The organism is Mycobacterium sp. RTGN6, assembly GCF_033804605.1.
In the GTDB taxonomy this organism is placed as follows: domain Bacteria; phylum Actinomycetota; class Actinomycetes; order Mycobacteriales; family Mycobacteriaceae; genus Mycobacterium.
This window is the reverse complement of record NZ_JAPZKZ010000017.1, coordinates 25,362-47,824: the sequence shown is the minus strand read 5'-3', so window position 1 is coordinate 47,824 and position 22,463 is coordinate 25,362. Positions and strand designations below refer to the sequence as shown.

General features: G+C 69.2%; 20 protein-coding genes. 15 read left to right on the top strand and 5 right to left on the bottom strand.

What is annotated here, in order from left to right; genetic code table 11:
• Window positions 1-51 precede the first annotated feature (51 nt).
• Entirely contained in the window at window positions 52-1,440 is a 1,389-nt protein-coding gene (eccB, locus tag SLQ33_RS31690; protein ID WP_319457898.1) for a type VII secretion protein EccB, read from the top strand.
• On the opposite strand, the gene mycP is transcribed toward eccB, so the two are convergent.
• Both mycP and eccD read right to left on the bottom strand, forming a co-directional pair.
• Entirely contained in the window at window positions 1,405-2,724 is a 1,320-nt protein-coding gene (gene mycP / locus SLQ33_RS31685) for a type VII secretion-associated serine protease mycosin (RefSeq protein WP_319457970.1), read from the bottom strand. The genes eccB and mycP overlap by 36 nt on opposite strands.
• A 53-nt stretch (window positions 2,725-2,777) precedes the next feature.
• Entirely contained in the window at window positions 2,778-4,064 is a 1,287-nt protein-coding gene (gene eccD, locus SLQ33_RS31680) for a type VII secretion integral membrane protein EccD (protein WP_319457969.1), read from the bottom strand.
• A 133-nt stretch (window positions 4,065-4,197) separates the two neighbouring features.
• On the opposite strand from eccD, the gene eccCa reads away from it, so the two are divergent.
• The 7 genes from eccCa to adhP all read left to right on the top strand — a co-directional run bounded on the left by eccCa (window position 4,198) and on the right by adhP (window position 13,967).
• Window positions 4,198-7,905 (top strand): type VII secretion protein EccCa, encoded by a 3,708-nt coding sequence (gene eccCa / locus SLQ33_RS31675; protein WP_319457968.1) that lies wholly within the window; start codon window positions 4,198-4,200, stop codon window positions 7,903-7,905.
• Complete coding sequence (locus tag SLQ33_RS31670; RefSeq protein ID WP_319457897.1) at window positions 7,902-9,038, top strand: type VII secretion-associated protein; 1,137 nt, start codon at window positions 7,902-7,904, stop codon at window positions 9,036-9,038. The genes eccCa and SLQ33_RS31670 overlap by 4 nt, the downstream gene beginning before the upstream one ends.
• Window positions 9,039-9,122: 84 nt before the next feature.
• Window positions 9,123-9,443 (top strand): WXG100 family type VII secretion target, encoded by a 321-nt coding sequence (locus tag SLQ33_RS31665; RefSeq protein ID WP_319457896.1) that lies wholly within the window; start codon window positions 9,123-9,125, stop codon window positions 9,441-9,443.
• A 31-nt stretch (window positions 9,444-9,474) separates the two neighbouring features.
• Window positions 9,475-9,771, top strand: coding sequence for a WXG100 family type VII secretion target (locus SLQ33_RS31660; protein ID WP_319457895.1), 297 nt, complete (start codon window positions 9,475-9,477; stop codon window positions 9,769-9,771).
• Window positions 9,772-9,933: 162 nt separating this feature from the next.
• Window positions 9,934-11,226, top strand: a complete 1,293-nt coding sequence (locus SLQ33_RS31655; protein ID WP_319457894.1) for a helix-turn-helix domain-containing protein — start codon at window positions 9,934-9,936, stop codon at window positions 11,224-11,226.
• Between the two features lie 104 nt (window positions 11,227-11,330).
• Window positions 11,331-12,854 carry an aldehyde dehydrogenase gene (adh, locus tag SLQ33_RS31650; protein ID WP_319457893.1) on the top strand — a complete coding sequence of 508 codons (1,524 nt, stop codon included), beginning with the start codon at window positions 11,331-11,333 and terminating at the stop codon, window positions 12,852-12,854.
• Between the two features lie 51 nt (window positions 12,855-12,905).
• Window positions 12,906-13,967: an alcohol dehydrogenase AdhP gene (gene adhP, locus SLQ33_RS31645; RefSeq protein WP_319457892.1), complete on the top strand. Its 1,062-nt coding sequence runs from the start codon at window positions 12,906-12,908 to the stop codon at window positions 13,965-13,967.
• Here the strand turns inward: adhP and SLQ33_RS31640 are convergent.
• Together SLQ33_RS31640 and SLQ33_RS31635 are read right to left on the bottom strand one after the other, a co-directional pair.
• Complete coding sequence (locus SLQ33_RS31640) at window positions 13,951-14,469, bottom strand: O-acetyl-ADP-ribose deacetylase (RefSeq protein WP_319457891.1); 519 nt, start codon at window positions 14,467-14,469, stop codon at window positions 13,951-13,953. The genes adhP and SLQ33_RS31640 overlap by 17 nt on opposite strands.
• Window positions 14,470-14,472: 3 nt before the next feature.
• Complete coding sequence (locus SLQ33_RS31635; RefSeq protein WP_319457890.1) at window positions 14,473-15,468, bottom strand: hypothetical protein; 996 nt, start codon at window positions 15,466-15,468, stop codon at window positions 14,473-14,475.
• Between the two features lie 214 nt (window positions 15,469-15,682).
• Between SLQ33_RS31635 and rplM the strand changes: the two genes are divergently transcribed.
• The 6 genes from rplM to SLQ33_RS31605 all read left to right on the top strand — a co-directional run bounded on the left by rplM (window position 15,683) and on the right by SLQ33_RS31605 (window position 20,390).
• Window positions 15,683-16,126, top strand: a complete 444-nt coding sequence (rplM, locus tag SLQ33_RS31630; RefSeq protein WP_319457889.1) for a 50S ribosomal protein L13 — start codon at window positions 15,683-15,685, stop codon at window positions 16,124-16,126.
• Between the two features lie 179 nt (window positions 16,127-16,305).
• Window positions 16,306-16,701, top strand: coding sequence for a 30S ribosomal protein S9 (rpsI, locus tag SLQ33_RS31625; RefSeq protein WP_413467693.1), 396 nt, complete (start codon window positions 16,306-16,308; stop codon window positions 16,699-16,701).
• Between the two features lie 73 nt (window positions 16,702-16,774).
• Window positions 16,775-18,106 (top strand): phosphoglucosamine mutase, encoded by a 1,332-nt coding sequence (gene glmM / locus SLQ33_RS31620; RefSeq protein ID WP_319457888.1) that lies wholly within the window; start codon window positions 16,775-16,777, stop codon window positions 18,104-18,106.
• Window positions 18,107-18,146: 40 nt separating this feature from the next.
• A complete protein-coding gene (locus tag SLQ33_RS31615) occupies window positions 18,147-18,452 on the top strand; it encodes a type VII secretion target (RefSeq protein WP_319457887.1) in 306 nt (101 codons plus the stop codon).
• The gene (locus SLQ33_RS31610; protein WP_319457886.1) at window positions 18,449-19,783 is read left to right on the top strand and encodes a hypothetical protein; all 1,335 of its coding nucleotides are present in this window, start codon (window positions 18,449-18,451) and stop codon (window positions 19,781-19,783) included. The genes SLQ33_RS31615 and SLQ33_RS31610 overlap by 4 nt, the downstream gene beginning before the upstream one ends.
• A 10-nt stretch (window positions 19,784-19,793) precedes the next feature.
• Window positions 19,794-20,390 carry a diacylglycerol-binding protein gene (locus SLQ33_RS31605; protein ID WP_319457885.1) on the top strand — a complete coding sequence of 199 codons (597 nt, stop codon included), beginning with the start codon at window positions 19,794-19,796 and terminating at the stop codon, window positions 20,388-20,390.
• A gap of 21 nt (window positions 20,391-20,411) precedes the next feature.
• On the opposite strand, the gene SLQ33_RS31600 is transcribed toward SLQ33_RS31605, so the two are convergent.
• Window positions 20,412-21,386, bottom strand: a complete 975-nt coding sequence (locus SLQ33_RS31600) for a helix-turn-helix transcriptional regulator (RefSeq protein WP_319457884.1) — start codon at window positions 21,384-21,386, stop codon at window positions 20,412-20,414.
• 210 nt (window positions 21,387-21,596) lie between these two features.
• Between SLQ33_RS31600 and SLQ33_RS31595 the strand changes: the two genes are divergently transcribed.
• A complete protein-coding gene (locus tag SLQ33_RS31595; protein WP_319457883.1) occupies window positions 21,597-22,436 on the top strand; it encodes an alpha/beta hydrolase in 840 nt (279 codons plus the stop codon).
• Window positions 22,437-22,463 lie beyond the last annotated feature (27 nt).

Sequence of the window (22,463 nt, the reverse complement as noted above, 5' to 3'; positions counted from 1 at the left end):
GTGCCGGGCTGCGCGGTCGGCCCGGTTTACGCTTACTGCCGGGGGATACACATGGCTCGGCAACCGTCGAAGCGGCTGCAGTTCAGCGCGCAGCGCTTTCTGGCTCGTCGCATGGAACACGCGTTGGTGCGCAGGGACGTCGCGATGGACGACGACCCGATGCGCGCGCAATCCCGTTCACTCGCTGCGGGATGCGTGCTTGCGGCGATCGGAGTAGCGGGTTGCGCCGTCGTTGCGCTCATCGCGCCGCGCGGCTCGCCTGGCGATGCGCAAATCGTGATGGCGCGGGAGTCGGGCGCGGTGTACGTGCGGCTCGGCGACGTGCTGCACCCGGCCTTCAACCTCGCGTCGGCCCGACTCGTTGCGCGTACCGACGCCGCTCCGGTCGTGGTGGGCGAGGCGTCGATCGCGCGGGTGAAAAGGGGTCCGCGGGTGGGCATTCCGGGGGCTCCGAACGTGATCGGTACACCGCTGAGCAACCAGACGTGGACCGTGTGCGATGCCGAACGCACCGTCGTCAGCGTGGGCCAGCCACTCCCTTCGCTCGACCCGTCGCGCACGGTGCTCGTCACCCCGCGGGCAGAGAGCGCCGCCACGACGTACCTGTTGTACGACGGGTGGCGGGCCGAGGTAGACCTGCGCGACCGTGCGGTCGTCCGGGCCTTGAGCCTCGAAGGCGTTGCTCCGCTGCGGGTTTCGCGCGCTCTACTCGACACCGTGCCCGAGGCGCCTACGGTGACCGTGCCACGCATCGCCGGGGTGGGCACCGCCGGTCCGTCGTCGTTGGGCGGCTTCACCGTCGGGACGGTGGTGCGGGTGGCCCGCGCCGACGTCGACGACTTCTACGTCGTACTCGCCGACGGCGTGCAGCGCATCGGCGAGGTCGCCGCGGACGTCATTCGGTTCGCATACGGAGCCACGGGGGAGCTCCCGTTGATCACCCCCGCGACCATCGCGGCGACCAGCTCGGTCGAGACGCTGCCCGTCGGTTCCTTTCCCCGCCGATCCCGGGCAGCCGTCGGTGCCGGCGACGCGGTGTTGGTGTGCGCGCAGTGGCGGCCCGACAGCACCTCCGGAGAGTCGAACACCGTTGTGCTGACGGGTGATCCGACGGCAATGGACACTGTCGACGTCACGGCGCTGGCGCAAGCCGACGGCGAAGGCCCGCACGTCGACGCCGTTGCGATACCGGGTGGCCGCAGCGCGTTCGTCCGATCCGCCCGCATCCTCGGCGACGACGGTGCGACCGGGCCGCGCTTCCTCGTCACCGACTCGGGCGTCGCGTTCGGACTTCGCGACGACGACGCCGCGACGTACCTGGGCCTGCGCGCATCCCCCGGAGCGGCACCGTGGTCGATTCTCGCGCACCTGCCCAGCGGACCGGAGCTCAGCACCGACGCCGCGTCAGTCCCGCGCGACGGGGTCGCGCCGCCGTCGTAACCAACCCGTCGACGCCGTCGCCGCGGCCGTGGCCACCGCCAGACAGGCCGCCGCGCCGCCGAAAGCGACGGTGCGAACTCGCGAGTCCACGGGTTCGTCGTCGCCCGGCGGCGGGACCGACGGCGCCTCGCTGGCGACCGACTTTGGGGTCTCACCATCCGCGCTGAGTGCCGCCAACGGGTCGACGACGCCGAATCCGACGAAGGGATCCCAGCCGGCAGAGGGGTGGAGCGCAGTGTCCTCGATGCGACGCATGACCTGTCGCGCCGTCAGGTGGGGTGCGCGCGCCCGAATCAGGGCCGCGACCCCCGAGACGACGGGAGCCGCATAGCTGGTCCCCGAGATCGGTTCTGCGTCAACCGGACCCGGGGCGGTATCGACGAGTCCCTCGCCATCGGCGCTCAGCGAGACCACCGACTCACCCGGTGCGGCGACGTCCACCCACGGCCCGGCCATGGTGAAGCGCGACGGACGACCGTCCGCCGTGACCGAGCCGACGGTGAGCACGTAGTCGTCGTACCAGGGTGGGCTCACCACGACCGTGACCGCGTCCCAGTCTGGGCGTCCGACGCGCGCGGGATCGGCCGACGGCTTCTGCTCGGCGCACTGGCCCGAACCGCCGACGTTGCCCGCCGCGGCGACGACGACCACGTTCTTGACGTCGACCGCATACGCCAGCGCTGCCCCGAGCGCGCCGTCGTCCATCCCGTCGCCAACGGGCACGCATGCGACGGTCGAGATGTTGATGACCGTGGCACCGAGGTCGGCGGCGGTGCGCACCGCCATCGCCAACGTGTCGACGTCCCCGACGCCCGGGCCGGATCCACCGTCGGAACGGCGAAACTCATTGCTGGACTGACGGATCGCGATGATGCCAGCGTCGGGCGCGACGCCCCCGAACGCGTCCGGACCGTCGTCGAGGGGTGCCGCCGCGATGATTCCCGCGACGATCGTGCCGTGGCCGTCGCAGTCCTGCGTGCCGTCACCGTTCGCGACGTAGTCACCACCTGCCGTGACACGGGGCAGCAGCCGGTGTCTGGTGACTCCGGTGTCGATCACGGCGACCGTCTGACCCGACCCTCGCGACAGCGGCCGCAAGGTCGGGATGCCGAGCTTCGTCAACTGCGTGGAACCCCCACGCTGGGCGGCGCGAGCGACGGGGTGGCAGGTCCCGGTCGGCTCGGTCACTGCCGGGGGCGCGGGCGAGCGGGGTGGCGGCAGCAGTGAGCGGTCGACGGTCGGCGGTGACACGGCCGCCGCCACCGGCGCCGCCCACGTGGTCATCGCCACCACGAGGATTGCGGTGCCCACTCGCAACCCGCGCTCGGTCGCGGACGTCACGTGAGCTGCCAGTCCCGGGCGAGCCCATACACCCCGATCACCCAGCAGGCCAGCGGCACGACGGCGGCCAGGGTCACGTAGTCGAGCAGGTCGGCGGCGCGGCTCGAGAACGGCGTCGCACCCGAGTGGCGCAGCGTGCCGAGCCCGACGGCCATCAGGACGAGCGTCGCCCAAGCGACTCGCTCGGGGGCATGCGCGCATACGATGGCGAAGGCCGAAGTAGCGCAGAACAATCCGCCGGCCAGCAGTGCGGCACGCCGCGAACGATCGACATGGGTGCGGCCGCGGAGCACCAGCACCAGTCCGGCGACGAATCCGAACACCCCGCCAGCGATCGGCGGGGTCCCGGCCCGGACGCATCCCAGCGCCACCAGGATCGACCCTGCCGCAACGGCGACGGCGCACCCGATGACCACGCCGGTCAACGTCGCGTGCCCGCTGCGGGCGCGGGCCTCGACGGCATCGGGCACTTCGGATTCGCACCGCGGTCCGAGTCCGGTCACCATGCTCGAGAGCCACGGCGCGACGGACAGCAGGCCCAGCGCACCGGTCGCGAGGATGGCGCCGACGGACCCGACCGGTAGGGCGGTGAACATCGCGCAGCCCATCGTGGCCCCCACCAGCGCGGTGCCTGACGCCGTCGCGATCAGCGCCTCGGACGGGCGCCCCGCGAGCCGCAACATGACCAACGCCACCGCGAATACCGCAGTGGCGGAGAGAAAGACGTTCGCAGCCCCTGGTCCGCCTGGAACCGCGAGGAACCCCGTCGCCCCGGCCAACGCACAGCCTGCCACCGCCACCGCGGCGCTGTGCCTGACCAACGCCGTCCAGCACACCGCGCCCGTGCCGCACGCCGCGACGATCAGGTGCGCGATGCCACCCGTGACGGCTCCGGTCCATGTCAACGCGACGGTGGCCGCCAGTGCCGCCCAGGTGGTGGCCCATTCGGCGAGCGATTCCGTCGACGGTGCGGCGGAACTACCCGCGGAGGCCGCCGTGTGCGCCGGGCCCATGTCGACGGGCGGGAGCACCGGCGCGTGCGTGGTGGTGAGCACCAGCAGATCACCGTCGCGAACACCGTTGTCCATCAACGACAACGACTCGTCGAGCGGCGTTCCAGCGGCGCGGTCGAGCCGCCACCCGTGGACCGCGTCGGGCGTCGAGCGGGGCCCGAGTACGTCGATGACCGCGGGCAACAGCGCGCCCACCGGAGTGTGCGCCGAGACCGCGAGGTCGATGGTGCGGCCGCCGTCGAAATCTGTCTGAATCGAGATTCGGCACATCGACACGCTCATCACCTCCCCCAAGGCGGATACCCGTGAAGGACACCGTAACCGAGGTGTGAGTAGCTCTCGTGCACCAAAGTTCTCGCTCGAATGGGGAACCGTGGCCGCCGCTACGACGTCCAACTCAACGATGGAGTTCGTACGCGCAGCGCGGTTGCCGGGCCCACCGATCGAGGTCGGTCTGGTCGTCGTCGAGCGCCCGCCCGAACTTCCGAAGACGCCTGCGGCCAGTCCGTTGATGCGGTTGCTGCCGATCGCGATGGTCGTCGCCACGGCAGGCATGATGGCGCTGTACTTCACGTCGGGCGCCGGGATTGCCCGCAACCCCATGTACCTGTTGTTCCCGGTGATGATGCTGGTGTCGGCGCTCGGATCCTTGGCGTACGGTGCTCGCGGCACGGGCCGCGAACTCGACCAAGGCCGCCGCGACTACGTGCGGTACCTCGACGACCTGCACGACGCTGCGGCGAGAACTGCTGATGCACAACACCGGTCGGCGTGCAGGAGTCATCCCGAACCTGCCACGTTGTGGACGCTCGCCGGGCGTGCCCGGATGTGGGAACGCGGCCCCGGCGACCCCGACTTCGGCCACGTCCGTGTCGGGCTCGGCGAGCAGCCGTTGTCCACCCCGCTGGTAGCACCCGAGCTCCGCTCGTCCGAGGCCTTCGATCCCGTCACCTCGGACGCGCTCGACCGGCTGCTGCGCGAACGGTCCAATGTGCCGCATATGCCGATGACCGTCGAGCTCCTGGCGCAGGCGGTGGTAGTGGTCGCGGGGGATGTCGACCGCGCCCGTCGTGTGGTGCGGGCGATGCTGTGCCAGCTCGCGGTGTTTCACGGCCCCGAACACGTCGCGATCGCCGCGGTGGTCGGGCGGCCAGCCTGCGCGGCTTGGGATTGGCTGAAATGGCTTCCGCACCACGGACTGTCGTCCTGCTCCGACGATGCTGGTCCAGCGCGGATGACTCACCGCAACCTTCACGACGTCCCGAACGGCACCGCCTCGCACACCGTGGTGGTCATCGACGGAGGTTCGGTGTCGTTGCCCTACGTTCCCGTCGACGGGATGACGGTGGTGACGGTGGGCGAGCCCCCTGCGGGCTTGGTCCCGTTCGCAAGCCTGCGGATTGCTCACGGCGAGGGCGCGTTCGGTGACCAGCTCGACACGATGACCATGACGCAGGCGACGGTGTGCGCCAAGCGGTTGGCGCGGTTCGCCGAGCCCGCATCCGCCGAGGGGCGCTGGGCCGCGGGCGGATGGAGCGCGCTGACGGGCATCGGCGACCCGGATCGGCTCACCCCGGAACGGCTTTGGCGGCCACGCGCCGATCGCGAACGGCTGCGCGTGCCGATCGGCGTCGACGAACGCGGCGAACCCGTCGAACTGGATCTGAAGGAGGCCGCGTATGGAGGTATGGGGCCACACGGGCTGTGCGTGGGCGCGACGGGTTCGGGCAAGTCGGAGTTTCTCCGGACGTTGACCCTCGGCCTCGTGGCGACCCATCCGCCCGAGTCGTTGAACTTCGTGCTCGTCGACTTCAAGGGAGGCGCGACCTTTCTCGGTTTCGAGCGGCTCAATCACGTCGCCGCCGTCATCACCAATCTCGCCGATGACGCGCACCTGGTGGCCCGCATGCGCGACGCGCTCTCGGGCGAGCTGAACCGTCGGCAGGAACTCCTCCGCGCAGCCGGGAACGTCGCCAACATGGCGGACTACGAGTCGGCGCGCAGACGTGGGGCAGCGCTTGCGCCCCTGCCCACGCTGTTCATCGTCGTCGACGAGTTCTCCGAGCTGCTCAGCCAGCATCCCGACTTCGTCGACCTGTTCGTCGCCATCGGGCGGGTGGGCAGATCGTTGGGCGTGCATCTGCTGCTGGCCAGCCAGCGCCTCGACGAGGGTAGGTTGCGCGGCCTCGAGACGCACCTCTCCTACCGGATCTGCCTGAAGACGTTCTCGGCCAGCGAGTCCCGTGCCGTACTCGGCACCGTCGACGCCTTCGACCTGCCCAACACGCCCGGCGTCGCGTATCTCAAGACCGCGTCGGGTGACCTGGTGAGATTTCGGGCCGCGTACGTGTCCGCACCGGTGGCGATTGGCGGACCGCCGGTCACGGGACGCCCCGTCACCGTGGTCGCCCCGTTCACGGCGACGCCCGTGGGAGGTGCGAACGTCGCCGACCCGTTAGCGGCAGCCAAGCCACACAGCGTGCTGAACGCCGTCCTCGACGGGCTGACCGGGCGGGGTGAGCCTGCTCATCGGGTGTGGCTGCCTCCGATCGTCGCCCCGCCGACGCTCGGCGCCGTGCTCGCCCACGTCACGAGCGGGCCTGCGCTGAGCGTGCCGATCGGATTGGTGGACAACGCGTTCGAGCAGCGCCGCGCGCCGTTCGTCGCGGAGCTGCGGGGTGCGGGCGGGAACGTGGCCGTCGTGGGTGGGCCGCGCAGTGGCAAGTCGACTACGTTGCAGACGCTCGTCCTCGCACTGGCCGCCACCCATGACCCCGCCGCCGTGCAGCTCTATGGGCTCGACTTCGGCGGCGGCGCGCTGTCGGCGGTGCGGTCGCTGCCACACGTCGGCGCCGTCGCGGGACGGGCCGATGGAGAACTGATCGAACGCGTGCTCGCGCGTATGGAGGCCATCGTCCGGCGCCGCGAAAGCGTGCTCCGCAGCGGAGCCGACGAGGCCGACCGGTACGGCGAGGTGTTCCTGGTGATCGACGGCTGGGCTGCGGCCCGCCAGGAATGCGCCGGGCTCGAGGAGGCCGTCACCGCCATTGCCGCGCAGGGGCTTTCGGTGGGTGTCCACGTCGTCATCGCCGCCGCTCGGTGGGGCGAACTACGGCCCGCGCTCAAGGACCAACTCGGCACCCGAATCGAACTGCGGCTCGGTGACGCCGCAGAGTCCGAGTTCGACCGTAAGCGTGCCCGGCTACTCGCAGGGCGACCCGCCGGGCATGGCATCACGTGCGACGGGCTGGACCTGGTGATCGCGACGCCGCGGCTGGACGTGCGGGTGCAGCCCGACCATGACCTGTGGGCCAGCACCGGTGCCGCCATCCGCACCCGCCACCCGGGTCTTGCGGCGCCCGCCGTCACGGCGTTGCCGACGAAGGTTGGGTACGACACCGTCGTAGCCCGGTCACCCACAGACGTCGTGCTCGGAGTCGGAGGCGACGAGGTGGAACCGATCACCGTCGACTTCACCGCAACTCCGCACGTGCTGATCATCGGGGAGGGGCGCTGCGGAAAGACCGCTGCGCTACGGACCGTCTGCCGGGAGGTCGTGCGGACCAACGACGCCGGGAGCGCACAGCTTGTCGTGGTCGACGTCCGACGAACGCTGCTCGGCGTCGTCGAGACCGAGCATCTGCGCGCCTACGCGATGTCGACGGTCGATGCCGAGGCACGGTTGAGCACCCTTGCCGCGGAACTGCGCACCCGGCTGCCGCACGGCGCCGTCACCCAACGGCAGTTGCGCGAACGCTCCTGGTGGTCCGGCCCCGACGTGTACGTCGTGGTCGACGACTACGACCTGGTGGCGGGCGCGCCGGTGAACCCGCTCAGCGGGCTGCTCGAGCTCTTGCCGTACGACAGGGACGTGGGCCTGCATCTCGTGGTCGCCCGTACCTCTGCTGGCGCCGCCCGCGCCATGTTCGATCCCGTGCTTGCGGCGCTGCGCGACCTGGGTTGCCTCGGGCTGATGATGAGCGCGAGCCCCGACGACGGCGCGCTGCTCGGTTCGGTGCGACCGGTACCGCTACCGTCGGGGCGTGCCACGGTGATTCGACGCGGGCAGCCCGATGGCCAGGTCCAGGTCGCGTGGGCCGATTCGCCGTGAGTGAAGCCGTCGTCGTGATCGGCCCGACGGCCGTGTGCGGGCCGGGCGTTGCCGACGCGGCCTTGGTGGCGGTCGCGCTGGAGTGTGTCGACGAACGCCTCGCTGTCTTCGACGACCGCGTCGTCACGGTGAGGGCGCTGTGGGGCGAACTCGTGGATGCGGTGTGCCGTTCCGGATTCGACTCCGCGGTACTCGTGGCGCCGTCGTGGTGGCCACCGTCGCGGGTGGAGTTCGTTGAGGACGTGCTGCTCGAGGTATGCGCTCAGGTGGTGGTGCTCCGGCGCGGAACCGCGTTGTGGTCGAACGAGTCGGCGGTCGTCGAGATTGGCCCCGACTGCGTCGTCGTGCACCTCCCCGACGGGGAGCGGTCCGTCGTATCCCGTTCGGAACGACCGGACTTCATCGCCGACGGTGTGCTCGCGGTACTGCCAACCGTGGCGTCCGTGGTGCTGGACGTCCCATCGGGGGTCGGCGGTGCGGCGACGTTGGCCGACGGGCTGGCCCGCAGGCTGAGGCGCAGGAATGTCGGGGTGTCGGTGGTGGACGACGAGGGGGTCCGCCGCGCCGTGGAGGCCAGCGGTCGACGCAGCCCCGTGCGGCGCTTGCGTTTCGACCCGGCGCGGGTCGCCGTGGTGACGGGTGCGCTGGTGGCCGTCACCGCGCTGGCCGGCGCGGCAACCGGGTCGGGCGGCGGTGGGGTAGTCGAGGGGACGTGGGTGGTCGAAGGGCGGGTGGCAGTCGAAGTGCCGACGTCGTGGACGGTCGAGCGGGTGACTTCCGGACCGGGTTCGGCTCGGGTGCAGGCGATTTCACCAGAGGAGCCGCGGCTCGCACTGCACGTGACGCAAGCCCGGGTGCCGGACCACGAAACGATGCAGGCGACGTCCGAGACCTTGAAGGCCGCGCTCGACGAGCAACCCGACGGCGTCTTCGCGGACTTCGACGCGGCCGGCCAGGAGGCGGGCAGGCCGGCGGTCACCTACACCGAGCGGCGGACCGCCGTCGCCATCGACTGGGTCGTGTTGGTGGACCGCGGCATCAGAATCGCCATCGGGTGCCAACGCCCGCTGTCTGGACCCGGTGGTGGCCCGGCATGTGAACGGGCGGTCCGCACCGCCCATGCGGTGCCATGAAACTAGTTCGCAGACAAGGGAACCGAATCGAGTTTCACCGCGTCCTATCTACACGTCCACGAAAGAACCCGCGAAAGGATTGCGATGACGACACCCACGGGCGGTGCGCTCAACACCGACTTCGAGTTGATGGCCGCCGTCGCAGGCAAGATCGACGCTCGCAACGACGACGTCCGCGCCATGCTCCGCACCTTCATCGGACAGATGACCAGCGTGCCGACGACCGTGTGGGGCGGCGTCGCCGCCGCACGGTTCAGGGAGGTCGTCGACCGGTGGGACGCCGAGTCGATGCGGCTGTACACCGCGCTGGCGCGCATCTCCGAAACCATCCGGTTCAACGAGCGCACGCTGCGCGAGGCCGCGGACGCGCACTCGCACGGCATCGCCGCCACCAACACGCTGTAACCCCAAGTCCACCAACCCGAATGGAGCTTCCATGGATCCGGTTCTGTCCTATGACTTCGACGCGATCGAACACACCGTCTGGCAGCAGATTCACACCACGTCGGCCCGCTTCAACGCGGCCCTGGATGAGCTGCGCGGGCAGATAGCGCCATTGCAGGCCACCTGGACGCGTGAGGCGGCCGAGGCCTACCGCATCGAGCAGATGCACTGGGATCGGTCCGCCGCGGCGCTCAACGACATCCTGATCCGGTTGGGCAACGCGGTCCGCGACGGCGCTGCCGACGTGGCCGAAACCGACCGGCGCGCAGCGGGGGCCTGGGGCTACTAGCCGCGCCCACACCGACTCTGTGCGGTCCCGCCTGGGGAGAGGCCAGCGGGACCGCACAGTCACTTGTGTCTTTAGGCCCTCCCGTGGCTGCACCGGTTGGACTATGGTGGCGGCCACGCGTCGCGGCTAGAGCACGGGCAGCACGCGAGGAGCGTGACCGCCATGGGTACTACGAAGACGACGGGCGGCCGGGTCGTTACCCGGCCATCGACGTCGACCCTGCGCGCAGCCCACGAACTGTTCATTGCCGGCCACATCGACGCCGACTTTCTCGACACCTCGCCAGTGCGCAGGCTGGTGGCCGAAAGCTGGCTGCGCAGCCTCGCGACCGGGGTCGATCCCGACCGGGGCGGAGCGCAGTCGGAGTCGCCCGCGGCCGCGCTGGAGCGGCTGCGGGCTAGTCACCCGCTCGCGTCGGCGCTTCCCGTGATCCGGAAACTGCTGGTGGACGACGCGGTCGACGCCGGAGTCGTGGTCGCCGTGAGCGCGGCCGACGGCACCCTGCTCTGGGTCGAGGGCGACCGCAGCGTGTGCCAGAAGGCCGAGGCCATGAACTTCGTTCCCGGCGCCGACTGGAGCGAACGAGGCGCGGGCACCAACGCACCGGGGACGGCGCTCGCGCTCGACCGCGAATTGCAGATTCGCGGATCGGAGCACTTCTCGCGCGTCGTCCAGCCGTGGAGTTGCACGGCGGTGCCCGTCCACGATCCCGCCTCGGGCGTCCTGCTCGGCGCCATCGACCTCACTGGCGGAACGGAGGTCGCGTCGCTGCAGACGCTGGCGTTGGTGCGGGCCACCGCGGTTGCCGTCGAGAATCACCTGGCGTTGTTGCGGCTGACGAACCCTGCACCGGTCGAGGCAGGCGGCAGGCTGTCGGTGCTCGGGGCGGACCGGCCGAAGTGGGTGGCCACCGACGCTGACGGCACGTCCCGCATTCAGACCCTGACCGGGCGGCACGCTGACATCCTGGTGCTGCTGATCCGCCACCCCGAGGGGCTCAGCGCCGACCATCTGGCGATGTTGTTGGACGACAACGACCTTGACGCGGTGACCATTCGGGCGGAGCTGTCCCGGCTACGCCGGGTCATCGGGGCGGACTACGTGGCGTCGCGGCCATACCGCTTGTTGGTACCCGTCGACAGCGACCTGGCCGAGGTGTTCGACGCCATGCAACGCGGCGACGTCGGGGCCGCGTTGGCTAGGTACGCGGGTGAGCTTCTGCCTCAATCAGTTTCGCCGGCAATCGGCCGGCTACGCACGGAGCTCAGCACCGCGCTGCGCGCGGCGGTGATGTCGACCGGCGACCTTGCGCTGCTCAAGCGTTGGCTCGACCTACCGGAAGGCCGCGACGACCGTGGCGGCTGGCAGGTGCTCCACGATCAGGCCTCGACCGATGGCGTCGCCCGCGCTCAGGCGAGTGGCCACCTCGCAGGACTTGACGCCGACCTGTCCTAGTCGTTCGCGCGGTACCCGCGTTCGTGCAACTGTGCTGCAACCCCTTGCCGCCTACCTTCAGTGACTACCGACACACTTTCGTCGCAAAGGCAGGAGAAATCGTCATGACCACGTACAAGAGGCCCGGCACCGAGGGTGCATTGATGGCGTTCGAATCGCGGTACGCCAATTTCATCGGCGGCGAGTGGGTAGCACCCGTCGGCGGCGAATACTTCGAGAATCTGACCCCGGTGACGGGCCAGCCGTTCTGTGAGATCCCGCGGTCCACCGAAGTCGACGTCGAGTTGGCGTTGGACGCCGCCCACGCCGCGGCGCCGGGGTGGGGCAAGACCGCGCCGGCCGAGCGGGCGGTGATCTTGAACAAGATCGCTGATCGGATCGAGGCGAATCTGGAGTCGATCGCGTTGGCCGAGTCGTGGGACAACGGCAAGCCGATCCGCGAGACGCTGGCCGCCGACATCCCGCTGGCGGTGGATCACTTCCGCTACTTCGCCGGCGCCATCCGGGCGCAGGAGGGCTCACTGAGCCAGGTCGACGAGGACACCGTGGCCTATCACTTCCACGAACCGCTCGGCGTGGTGGGGCAGATCATTCCGTGGAACTTCCCGATCCTGATGGCCACCTGGAAGCTGGCCCCGGCGTTGGCGGCGGGCAATTGTGTGGTGCTCAAGCCGGCCGAGCAGACCCCGGCCTCGATCCTGTATCTGATGTCGCTGATCGGCGATCTGCTGCCGGCGGGCGTTTTGAACGTGGTCAACGGGTTCGGCGTGGAGGCGGGCAAGCCGCTGGCGAGCTCGAATCGGATCGCCAAGATCGCGTTCACCGGGGAGACCACCACCGGCCGGCTGATCATGCAGTACGCCTCGCAGAACCTGATCCCGGTCACGCTCGAGTTGGGTGGCAAGAGCCCCAACATCTTCTTCTCCGACGTGATGGCCGCCGGCGACGACTTCCAGGACAAGGCGCTGGAGGGATTCACCATGTTCGCGCTCAACCAGGGCGAGGTGTGCACCTGCCCGTCCCGGTCGCTGATTCAGGCCGACGTCTACGACGAGTTCCTCGAGTTGGCCGCGATCCGCACCAAGGCCGTCCGCCAAGGCGATCCGTTGGACACCGAGACGATGATCGGGTCCCAAGCGTCCAATGATCAGTTGGAGAAGGTGTTGTCCTACATCGAGATCGGCAAGGACGAAGGCGCCCGCCTGGTCACGGGTGGGGAGCGCGCCGAACTCGGCGGTGATCTGTCCGGCGGCTATTACGTGCAGCCGACGATCTTCACCGGGCACAACAAGATGCGGATCTTCCAGGAGGAGATCTTCGGCCCCGTGGTCGCGGTCACCTCGTTCACCGACTACGACGACGCGATCGCCCAAGCCAATGACACCCTCTACGGGCTCGGGGCGGGGGTGTGGTCACGCGACGGGAACACCGCGTATCGGGCCGGGCGTGACATCAAGGCCGGCCGGGTGTGGACCAACTGCTATCACGCCTACCCCGCGCACGCGGCGTTCGGCGGCTACAAGCAATCCGGGATCGGGCGTGAGAACCACAAGATGATGCTCGATCACTACCAACAAACCAAGAACCTGCTCGTCTCCTACACCAACAAGGCCCAAGGCTTCTTCTAATAAGGACCAAAGCCCCTTCACCTCAACCTCGTACACGATTGGAATGATGAAATGACCCAGACCCTTGACGCCCGTTCGGCGCCTGACACCACCGACACCATGCTCGCCGCCGTCGTCACCGAATTCGGCGGCCCACTGCAAATCGAAGAACTCGAACTACCCACGCCGGGCTACGGCGAGGCGCTGGTCAAAGTGGAGACCTCCGGCATATGTCACACCGATCTTCATGCCGCACAGGGTGATTGGCCGGTGAAACCCGAACCACCGTTCATTCCGGGACATGAGGGCTACGGCACGGTCGTTGCCTTGGGCGAAGGTGTCGAGGATTTGCAGCTTGGCGACAAGGTCGGCAACGCGTGGCTCTGGTCTGCTTGCGGCAGTTGCGAGTACTGCCGCACCGGCTGGGAGACGCTCTGCGAAAGCCAGCAGAACGGCGGCTACAGCGTCAACGGCAGCTTCGGCACCTACATGCTCGTCAACGCCGCCTATGCGGCGCGGATCCCCGAGGGTTGCGATCCGCTTGAGGTGGCGCCGATCCTCTGTGCGGGTGTCACCGTCTACAAGGGGCTCAAGGTGACCGACACCAGGCCCGGCCAATGGGTAGCGATCTCCGGCATCGGCGGACTGGGCCACATCGCGGTGCAGTACGCCCGGGCCATGGGTTTGCGGGTGGTCGCGGTCGACATCGACGACGCCAAGCTCGCATTGGCCAGCCGATTGGGGGCGGAGGTCGTGGTGAACGCGCGCACCGCCGACGTCGTCGCGGAGGTGCAAAAGGCCACCGGAGGTGTCCACGGCGTGCTCGTGACGGCCGTGCACCCACAGGCCTTCGGTGAGGCGATCGGCCTGGCTCGCCGGGGTGGCACGATCGTCTTCAACGGGCTCCCACCAGGCGACTTTCCCGCCCCAATCTTCGACATCGTGCTCAAGGGGTTGATCATCCGTGGCTCGATCGTTGGGACGCGTCAGGACATGGTCGAAGCACTCGACTTCTACGCCCGCGGACTCATTCACCCCACGGTGACGAGCGCCGGACTCGATGAGGTCAACGACGTCTTCGAGCGGATGCAACGTGGACAGATCGACGGCCGCGTGGTCATCGACTACCGCTGACGCCCAACGACTCGTAGCGGTCCCGTTCCCGCTCGGAGAAGCAGCAGAACACCACGAGCTCGATCGACGGCAGTCCGGGCAGTGCGTCCTTCACGGTGGCGAGCGCGATCTCGGCGGCCGGTTCGGCGGGATATGCGTACACCCCGGTGCTGATGCACGGAAACGCGATCGACGAGAGTTCGTGAGCGCCAGCGACTTCCAGCGATCGCCGGTAGGCCGACGCCAGCAGCTCGGGCTCGCCATGTGCACCGCCGCCCCAGACCGGTCCGACCGTGTGGATGACGTATCGCGCGGGCAGCCGGTAGCCGAGGGTCAGCTTCGCGTCGCCTGTATCGCAGCCACCGAGGGTGCGGCATTCGGTCAGCAGCTCGGGGCCCGCGGCGCGGTGGATGGCGCCGTCGACCCCGCCTCCGCCGAGCAGTGACTCGTTGGCCGCGTTGACGATCGCGTCGACCTCCAGTGTGGTGATGTCGGCCCGGATGGCCTCGAGTCGCGCTGCCATGACTCACCGTAACGCCGGCACGCGTTCCGGCTCCGAGGTATTGGCGGCACCGTTGCGGCTCCACCGAAGCAGCGGGTCGCGCGCCTTGTGCAGTTGGGACCAGTGCGCGGCCAACCGAGTCCGTTCGTTGCGGTAGTGGGCGGGCAGCCACGCCGCCTCGAAGACGTCGCCCCTTCGATGAGCGCGGGCGGTGCGGCGGCGTTCCCGCCAATCGAGGAACGCCAGGCGCGACGTGAAGAACGGGCCGAGCAGACGGCGCAACAGCCAGTCGTACGCCGTCGCGGTGAACGTGAACGACCACGCGACGGCACGGCGGACGCCGCCGCGGTAGTCGGCGTGCCGGATCCGGTGCAGCAGCATGCGACCCTCGCGGCGCCAGTCGAAGTGGACGTGCGCTCCTGCGAGCACCGCATTCACGGCGGCCAGAGTGCTCATCGACCCGCCGTGGTGGGCGTCGCGGGCGTCGGCCGCATGCGCGAACACGTCGTCGACGCGCAGCGTGGGCGCCTTGGCCAGGAGCTCGGTGCGAGGCCGAACCAGCCCCGTCGGCGCGCCGAAGTGCTCGAACAGTTCGTACGCGACGCCGTCGTTGCGCCCGAAGTTCAGCCAGGCCCGCTCGAACCACAGCGCAGCCACCGCGATCGCCCCGAGCACGATGAGCAGCGCGAGCAGCGACGCGTCACGCCACCAGGCGAGGTAGTACGCGACGACCCCGACCAGCACGGATGCGCCGATCAGCGCGACGTAGCGGACTTCGCGGTCGCGCTGCGGGTACTGCGCCGAGTACGCCACGCGAAGCGACTGCCGGTCGACGTCGCGGGCGATGCCGTCGGCGCCCAGCGCGCCCGCCGGCAGTTTCTCGGCCATCAGCAGCGTCGCGTACAGCCGCTTCTGCAGCGTGGCCTTGGAGGCGACGTCGACGTGGCTGGTCAGCAGGCCGACGACAGCCGGAAACGCCACCACGACGGGTGCGCACAGGAGCATGACGTCGACCAGCATCGAGTGTGAAGTCTATGACCGGGAGCGCGGCCCGTCGCTGATCTCGACGAGCGTTTTGACCTGCAATGACGCGCCCAGGTAAGCTGCCTCGTTGGCGTGCGGTACGTCGGGATGTTCGGGTCTACGTCGGTCGCCGAGCACCATCCCACCGCATCCGCCTGACCGACAACCCGGGTCACACCGGGAACACCCGAGAAGAGAAGAAGGTAACGCTGTGCCTACGTACACGCCGAAGGCGGGTGACACCACGCATTCGTGGTACGTCATCGACGCCACCGACGTGGTGCTCGGCCGGCTCGCCGTTGAAGCAGCGAAACTGCTGCGCGGCAAGCACAAGCCGACATTCACGCCCAACGTCGACGGTGGCGATTTCGTCATCGTCATCAATGCGGAGAAGGTCGCCGTCAGCGGCGACAAGCTCCAGAGCAAGCTGCTGCACCGCCACTCGGGTTTTCCCGGCGGCCTGCGCTCGCGCTCGCTCGGTGACGAGCTCGCCAAGCACGCCGACCGCGTCGTCGAGAAGGCGATCGTCGGAATGCTGCCGCACAACAAGCTGAGCCGGCAGGTCCAGAAGAAGCTCAAGGTCTACACCGGCGCCGAGCATCCCCATACCGCTCAGCAGCCGATTCCTTACGAGATCAAGCAGGTGGCCCAGTGACTTCCAACGAGACCAACGAAACCCCTGAGGTCGAAGCCGTCGTCGACGCCGTGATCGCTGAAGAGGTCGCCGAAGTGGCTGCTGAAGAGGTCGCCGAAGAGGCTGCCGAAGAAGCCGTCGTCGAGGCTGCTGAAGAGGTCGTCGCCGAGGCCGCCGAGGAGCCCGCGGGGCGCGAGCCGATCGTCATCGACCGCCCCATCCAGACCGTCGGCCGCCGCAAGGAGGCCGTGGTGCGAGTGCGTCTCACGCCCGGCACCGGCAAGTTCATGCTGGACGGCCGCTCGCTCGAGGCGTACTTCCCGAACAAGGTGCACCAGCAGCTGATCAAGGCTCCGCTGGTGACCGTGGACCGGGTCGACACCGTCGACATCTTCGCCCACCTCGACGGCGGCGGACCGTCCGGGCAGGCCGGCGCGCTGCGCCTGGCCATCGCACGTGCGCTGATCATCGTGCAGCCCGAGGATCGTCCGGCCCTCAAGAAGGCCGGCTTCCTCACGCGTGACCCGCGCGCCATCGAGCGCAAGAAGTACGGCCTCAAGAAGGCCCGCAAGGCGCCTCAGTACAGCAAGCGCTGATCGTTTTTGCTCCTTGGGCGGGCGTGTCGCACGACGGACACGCCCGCCTTCGGCATTTCATGGAGGGGTGCGTATGGGTCGACTGTTCGGTACCGACGGAGTCCGCGGCGTCGCCAATCACGAGCTGACCGCCGAGTTGGCGCTGGCCCTTGGGTCCGCGGCCGCCCGGCTTGGCACGTCGCACACCGCCCGGCGGGTCGCCGTCGTCGGCCGTGATCCGCGGGCCAGCGGCGAGATGCTCGAGGCCGCCGTCATCGCGGGACTCACCAGCGAAGGCGTGGACGCGTTGCGCGTCGGCGTCCTTCCGACCCCGGCCGTCGCCTACCTCACGCGCGCCTACGACGCCGAGTTCGGCATCATGATCTCGGCGTCGCACAACCCGATGCCCGACAACGGCATCAAGATCTTCGGCCGAGGCGGCCAGAAGCTCGACGACGCCACCGAGGACCGCATCGAGGACCTCGTCAGCACGGGCCCCGGTCACCGTCCCTCCGGCGCGGGCATCGGCCGCGTACGCGACGCCGACGACGCCCTCGAACGCTATCTGGGCCACGTCAGCGGCGCCGTCACCACGCCAGCACACGGATTGACCGTCGTCGTCGACTGCGCGCACGGCGCCGCGTCGGCGGCCGCACCGCTGGCCTACCGGGCCGCGGGCGCCAACGTCATCGCCATCAACGCAGAACCGAACGGGCTCAACATCAACGACGGGTGCGGGTCCACGCACCTGGACGTGTTGCAGCAGGCCGTCATCGCGCACGGTGCCGACATCGGCCTGGCTCACGACGGCGACGCCGACCGGTGCCTGGCCGTCGACGCGAACGGCGGGATCGTCGACGGCGACGCGATCATGGTGGTGCTCGCGCTGGCGATGCGTGACGCCGGGGAGCTTGCGTCCAACACCCTGGTCGCAACGGTGATGAGCAACCTCGGCCTGCACATCGCGATGCGGGCGGCCGGCATCGCGGTCCGCACCACCAGCGTCGGGGACCGCTACGTGCTCGAGGAGCTCCGCGCAGGGGAGTACTCGCTGGGCGGCGAGCAGTCCGGACACCTCGTCATGCCGTCCTTCGGCACCACGGGCGACGGCATCGTCACGGGTCTGCGGCTGATGTCGCGGATGGCTCAGACGGGATCCTCGCTGGCCTCCCTCGCGGAGCCGATGCGGACGTTGCCGCAGGTACTGATCAACGTCGCCGTCGCGGACAAGGCGACCGTCGCCGACGCGCCCTCGGTGCGCAGCGCCGTCGCCGAAGCCGAGGCGGAACTGGGCGATTCGGGCCGAATCCTGTTGCGGCCGTCCGGAACCGAGCAGGTGGTTCGCGTCATGGTGGAGGCCGCCGACGAGGACACCGCGCGGATCCTCGCCGCCCGGGTCGCGGAGTCCGTGAGCTCGCAAGACTGATCGAGGGAACCAGTCGGGCGGCTGGCGCGTCCAATCTTCCATGGGAGAACGTGACGCCGCGCGCGTCGACCTCGAGGTCCTGCTCGATGTCGCGGGCCGGTACGACGCGGTCGCCGATGCCCTCGACGGCGCGGCGCGAACACATCTGGCTCAGTTGACCTTCGGTGCCGCCGTCGCGGGCCGCGAGCACGGTCCGTCCGGGGGTGCGTTGCGCAGTTCGCTCGACGCGCTCGCCGAGGACGTTCGCACGTGGGCGCGCTCGGGTAGTGAGATCGGCTCTGCGATAAGGGCTTCCGCTGACCGCTACCTGGCCGCGGAGGCGCGCGGCGCCGTGCGGCTGGGGTGAGCGTGTCCGGCGACTACGACGTCGACGCCCGCCTGGCGCAGGGCCGGCCGGCCGTCGACGACATCGGCGAGTACGTGCGGGCCTGCCAGCAGTTGGGCTATCACCATCCAGACCTGACGGTGCATCCCGCGGACGCGTATTCCGGAGAGGACGGGCTGCGGCTGGATGCGCTGGCGGCAGACGTCGCCGCGCTGACGGCGGTGGCGGCCGCGGCCGACGACGCGGTGTGGCGTCAGTCCGAAATACTGGCCACGCTGCCGGGAGCGTGGTCCGGTCAGGGCGCGGGGGTCGCGCTGGACTTCCTGACGCGCCATCAGCGCGCAGCCGTGACGGTGAGCGCCGCGGTGCGCGAGGCCGCCGATGCCATCACCGCGCTTCGCGACGAACTGTGGCGGGCCATCGACGCCAAGGTATCCGCGACGCTGGCCATCGACGCGAGCCACCAGGGCCAACGCGCGGCCTGGCTAGCGGCGGCGCGCACCGTGACCACCGGAGTCGGTGACCTGGCGAGCGCCAGTGAGCTCATCGATCAGCAGGTGAAACCGTTCGTGGACAACGACGTTCGGGTCGACTGGTTGCCCGCGATGCGGGCGGGATCAGCGAGGGTGGAGGCGGCCTACGCCGCGGCGATCGCGCGCGTGCGCGGTGCGCCCGATGCGGTGTTCGAGGTACCCGGTGGCTTGGGTCCGCAGTGGACTGCGCCGGTCGAACACGACGGGCAGCTGGTCGGTAGCGGCGGTGCCGCCGCAGGGCCTGCGGTTGGCGCGGCGCTCGGAGCGCCGGCCCTCGTCACGCCAGCTGCCGCACCCACCCCGTCGCCCGCGCCCAGTTCGCCCCTTGCGTCGCCGGCACCGCTCGCGCAGGAGCCTCCGACGGCGGCACCTGCACCACCGTCGCTACCGCCGCTGGGAGAGCTCGGCGGCACACCGTCGCTGGGGACGGGTCTGTCCGGGTTCGGTCAGCAATTGGGCGACCTTCTCGGCGGGCTGACGGGAGCGGCGGGCGACGCGTCACCCGAACTCGACCCACCAGAACTCGAGACCGACGACGAACCCTTCGATGAACGCGACCCCGACGACGATCCGGATGTCGACCCCGAGGAGGACGAGGACGACGAACCCGGCGCCGAGGGCGAGCCGACCGACCCGGCGGCCGCCGCGCCGGAAGTACCCATCGCACCCGAGGCGCCACCCGAGCCGGCGCCGGAACCTGCGCCCACGCCCGTGCCGCCGCCGATGCCCGAACCGGGCCTGCAGGACGTCGCTACCGAACCGCCCGGGCAGACTCCGTGCGAGATTGCCGCCGACGAGCTTCCTCAGGTCGGGGAGTAGCGTCCGTCCGGTGAAGCTGCGCATGTCAGAGGCGATCGCCCTCTTCGCGTTGGGGGCAGTGGCGGCCCTCATCGGCGACCACAGTCACGTTGCCACAGGCGCCACTCGGTACTTCACGGATGCGGTGCCGTTCATCTGGAGCAGCCCGATCTGGTTTCCGGTGATGGTCGGCGCAGCGACGGTATCGCTGGCCGAACTGCGCCTGCACCTGCCCGCCCCGCGCTCAACCGTGACCGCAAGGCAGGGCCTCGCGGGGGTCGCGGCCGTCATCGGCACCTATGTCGTCACGGCGCTCGTACACACCGCACCCGTGGTGCCCGCCACCACACTCATCGTGGCGCTCGCCGCCATCACGTGGTGCGTGTTGGGGGATGGGCCGTCGATCATCTGCGGCGTGCTCGCCGCCGTCATCGGGCCGGTGGTCGAGATCGTGCTCGTCAAGGTCGGCGTGTTCGCGTACGCCGGCGACTCGAGCCACCTGTTCGGGGTCGGCCTATGGCTCCCTGCGCTGTACTTCGCGTTCGGTGTCGTCGTTGCGCTACTGGGCGAACTGGCCGCCAAGGTGCACGCCGAATTGCCCACCGCCGCGGGGCAACCCCCGAGTTAGCGCCGCCTTCACCGAGCAACGTCAAGTCGAGGTGTGTTCAGAACCTCGGCTGGGCGGTGGGTTCAACGCTTGCCATTCGCGTGGCGACATGCCGTAGAAGCCACGAAATCGGCGGGCAAAATGGGAAGCGTCGGCGAAGCCCCAACGACGCGCCAGCGCGCTGACCGATACGGGTGTCGGGGTGGCCAGTGCAAGGTCTTCGTGGGCGCGTTCCAGGCGCTGCTGGATGATCCACTGTTCCAGCCGAAGGTCGGCCTTGGCGCATACCTTGTACAGCTGGCGGACCGAGACGTGGTTCGCTGCAGCAATACTCGTTGCGTCAAGGTCGCCATCTGCCAGATGCGCGCGAACGTACGCCTTGACCCTTGGCAGCAGGCTGTCCTCGAATGCTTCCCGCGCTAGCTCGTCGTCGCTTGAGACGCTGGCGAGCAAGGCCCGGGCGAGAGCCAGCGTGGCCGTCCCAAGGGACGCCATAGCGGCATCGTTGATGTCGTCGGCGAGCTCTCGGACATGGGTCACGTGGTGGCTGAACAGCCGGGCCAGCGGGCTGCGGCCGACCTGCTGCAGCGCGGGACCCACCAGGTCGTGCGGGACACCGAGCAGCCGCAAGGGAACCTTCGCCGTCGTTGTCCATGTGTCAGTGACGTGGTGCACGTAGGGCTCGGCGAGATTCGTCGCCCATATCGCGGCAGGTTGCACCGTCATTTCACGGTCGTGCTGAAGGTGCAGGCCCCTGCCCAGCAGGCCGCACGTCACGGCGATGACCGTCTCGTCATCGCCGGAGCCGTGACGCGCGGAGCGCCGGAGTGTGTGCGCAGAGCACTTGGCGTCAACGACCTCGACGCCGCCAAGGTCCCACGCGTGCAACCTCAGGTGAAGACTCTTGCCGCCACGCTGGGGCGTCATGAAGGTGGCTCCGGCCGCACTGGTGATGGAGTCGACCACCGCACTCTGCCGGTCACGCATCGGTACCGAAGCGCTGTCGAAGACGAGCATCGTTGGCACCTTCCTGAAGCGCAAGGAAAACCCGCCGAAACCCGAGCGTCGGACGTGGGGAGAGTATTCCACCGACTTGGCTCAGGGTGCACGCCAACGGCCCCACCGTGCTCAGTTCCCGGTCGCGGGGCGCTTGCGGGCGCACCCAAGCCCGAAAATTGGTTGCACCCTTTCGGGGGTCCACCCGTCCTCACACGCCAGGAGTCAACCATGGTCAACCATCCAGCCAACCCCGACACCGTCGTCCTCGTCCACGGCCTATGGATGACTCCGCGCAGCTGGGAGCACTGGGTCACCCACTACGAGTCGCAGGGCCTGAAGGTCTTGACGCCCGGCTACCCGGGTTTCGACATCGAGGTGGAGGCATTGCGCGAGAACCCCGACATCATCGCCAACCTCACGGTGCCCGAGACCGTGGACCATTTGGCCAGCGTCGTGCAGTCCGTCGAGACGCCGCCAATCATCATGGGGCACTCGTTCGGTGGCACGCTGACTCAGCTGTTGCTGGCACGCGGTCTGGGTTCCGCTGGGGTGGTCGTCGACTCCGCACCCACCGAGGGTGTCCGGGTCAATCCGCTGTCCCAGGTGAAGTCGCTCTTCCCGGCGCTCAAGAACCCTGCCAATCGACACAAGGCCGTCGGATTCACCCCCGAAGAATTCCACTATGCGTTCACCAACACCCTTACCGAGGATGAGTCGAGGCAGGTCTGGGACCGCTATGCCATTGCGGCCCCAGGCAATTGGGTGTGGGAGTTCGGTCTCCTCGCGAACTTCAAACCCGGACATCAGGACACCTGGGTCGACTATCGCGCCAACCGTGCCCCGCTGTTGTTCATCGCCGGCGAGCAGGACCACATCATGCCCCCGTCGGTGAACAAGTCCAACGCCATGCACTACAAGAATTCGCCTGCGATCACCGAATACTACGAGTTCGAGGGACGTGATCACTGGACGTGCGCAGCGCCGGGCTGGGAGGCCGTCGCAGACCACGCGCTTGCCTGGGCCAGGCAGCACGCCTCGACCGACCACCGGGTCTCAGCGCAAGCATGACCGCGGCACGCCCGGGCGCACTGCTCG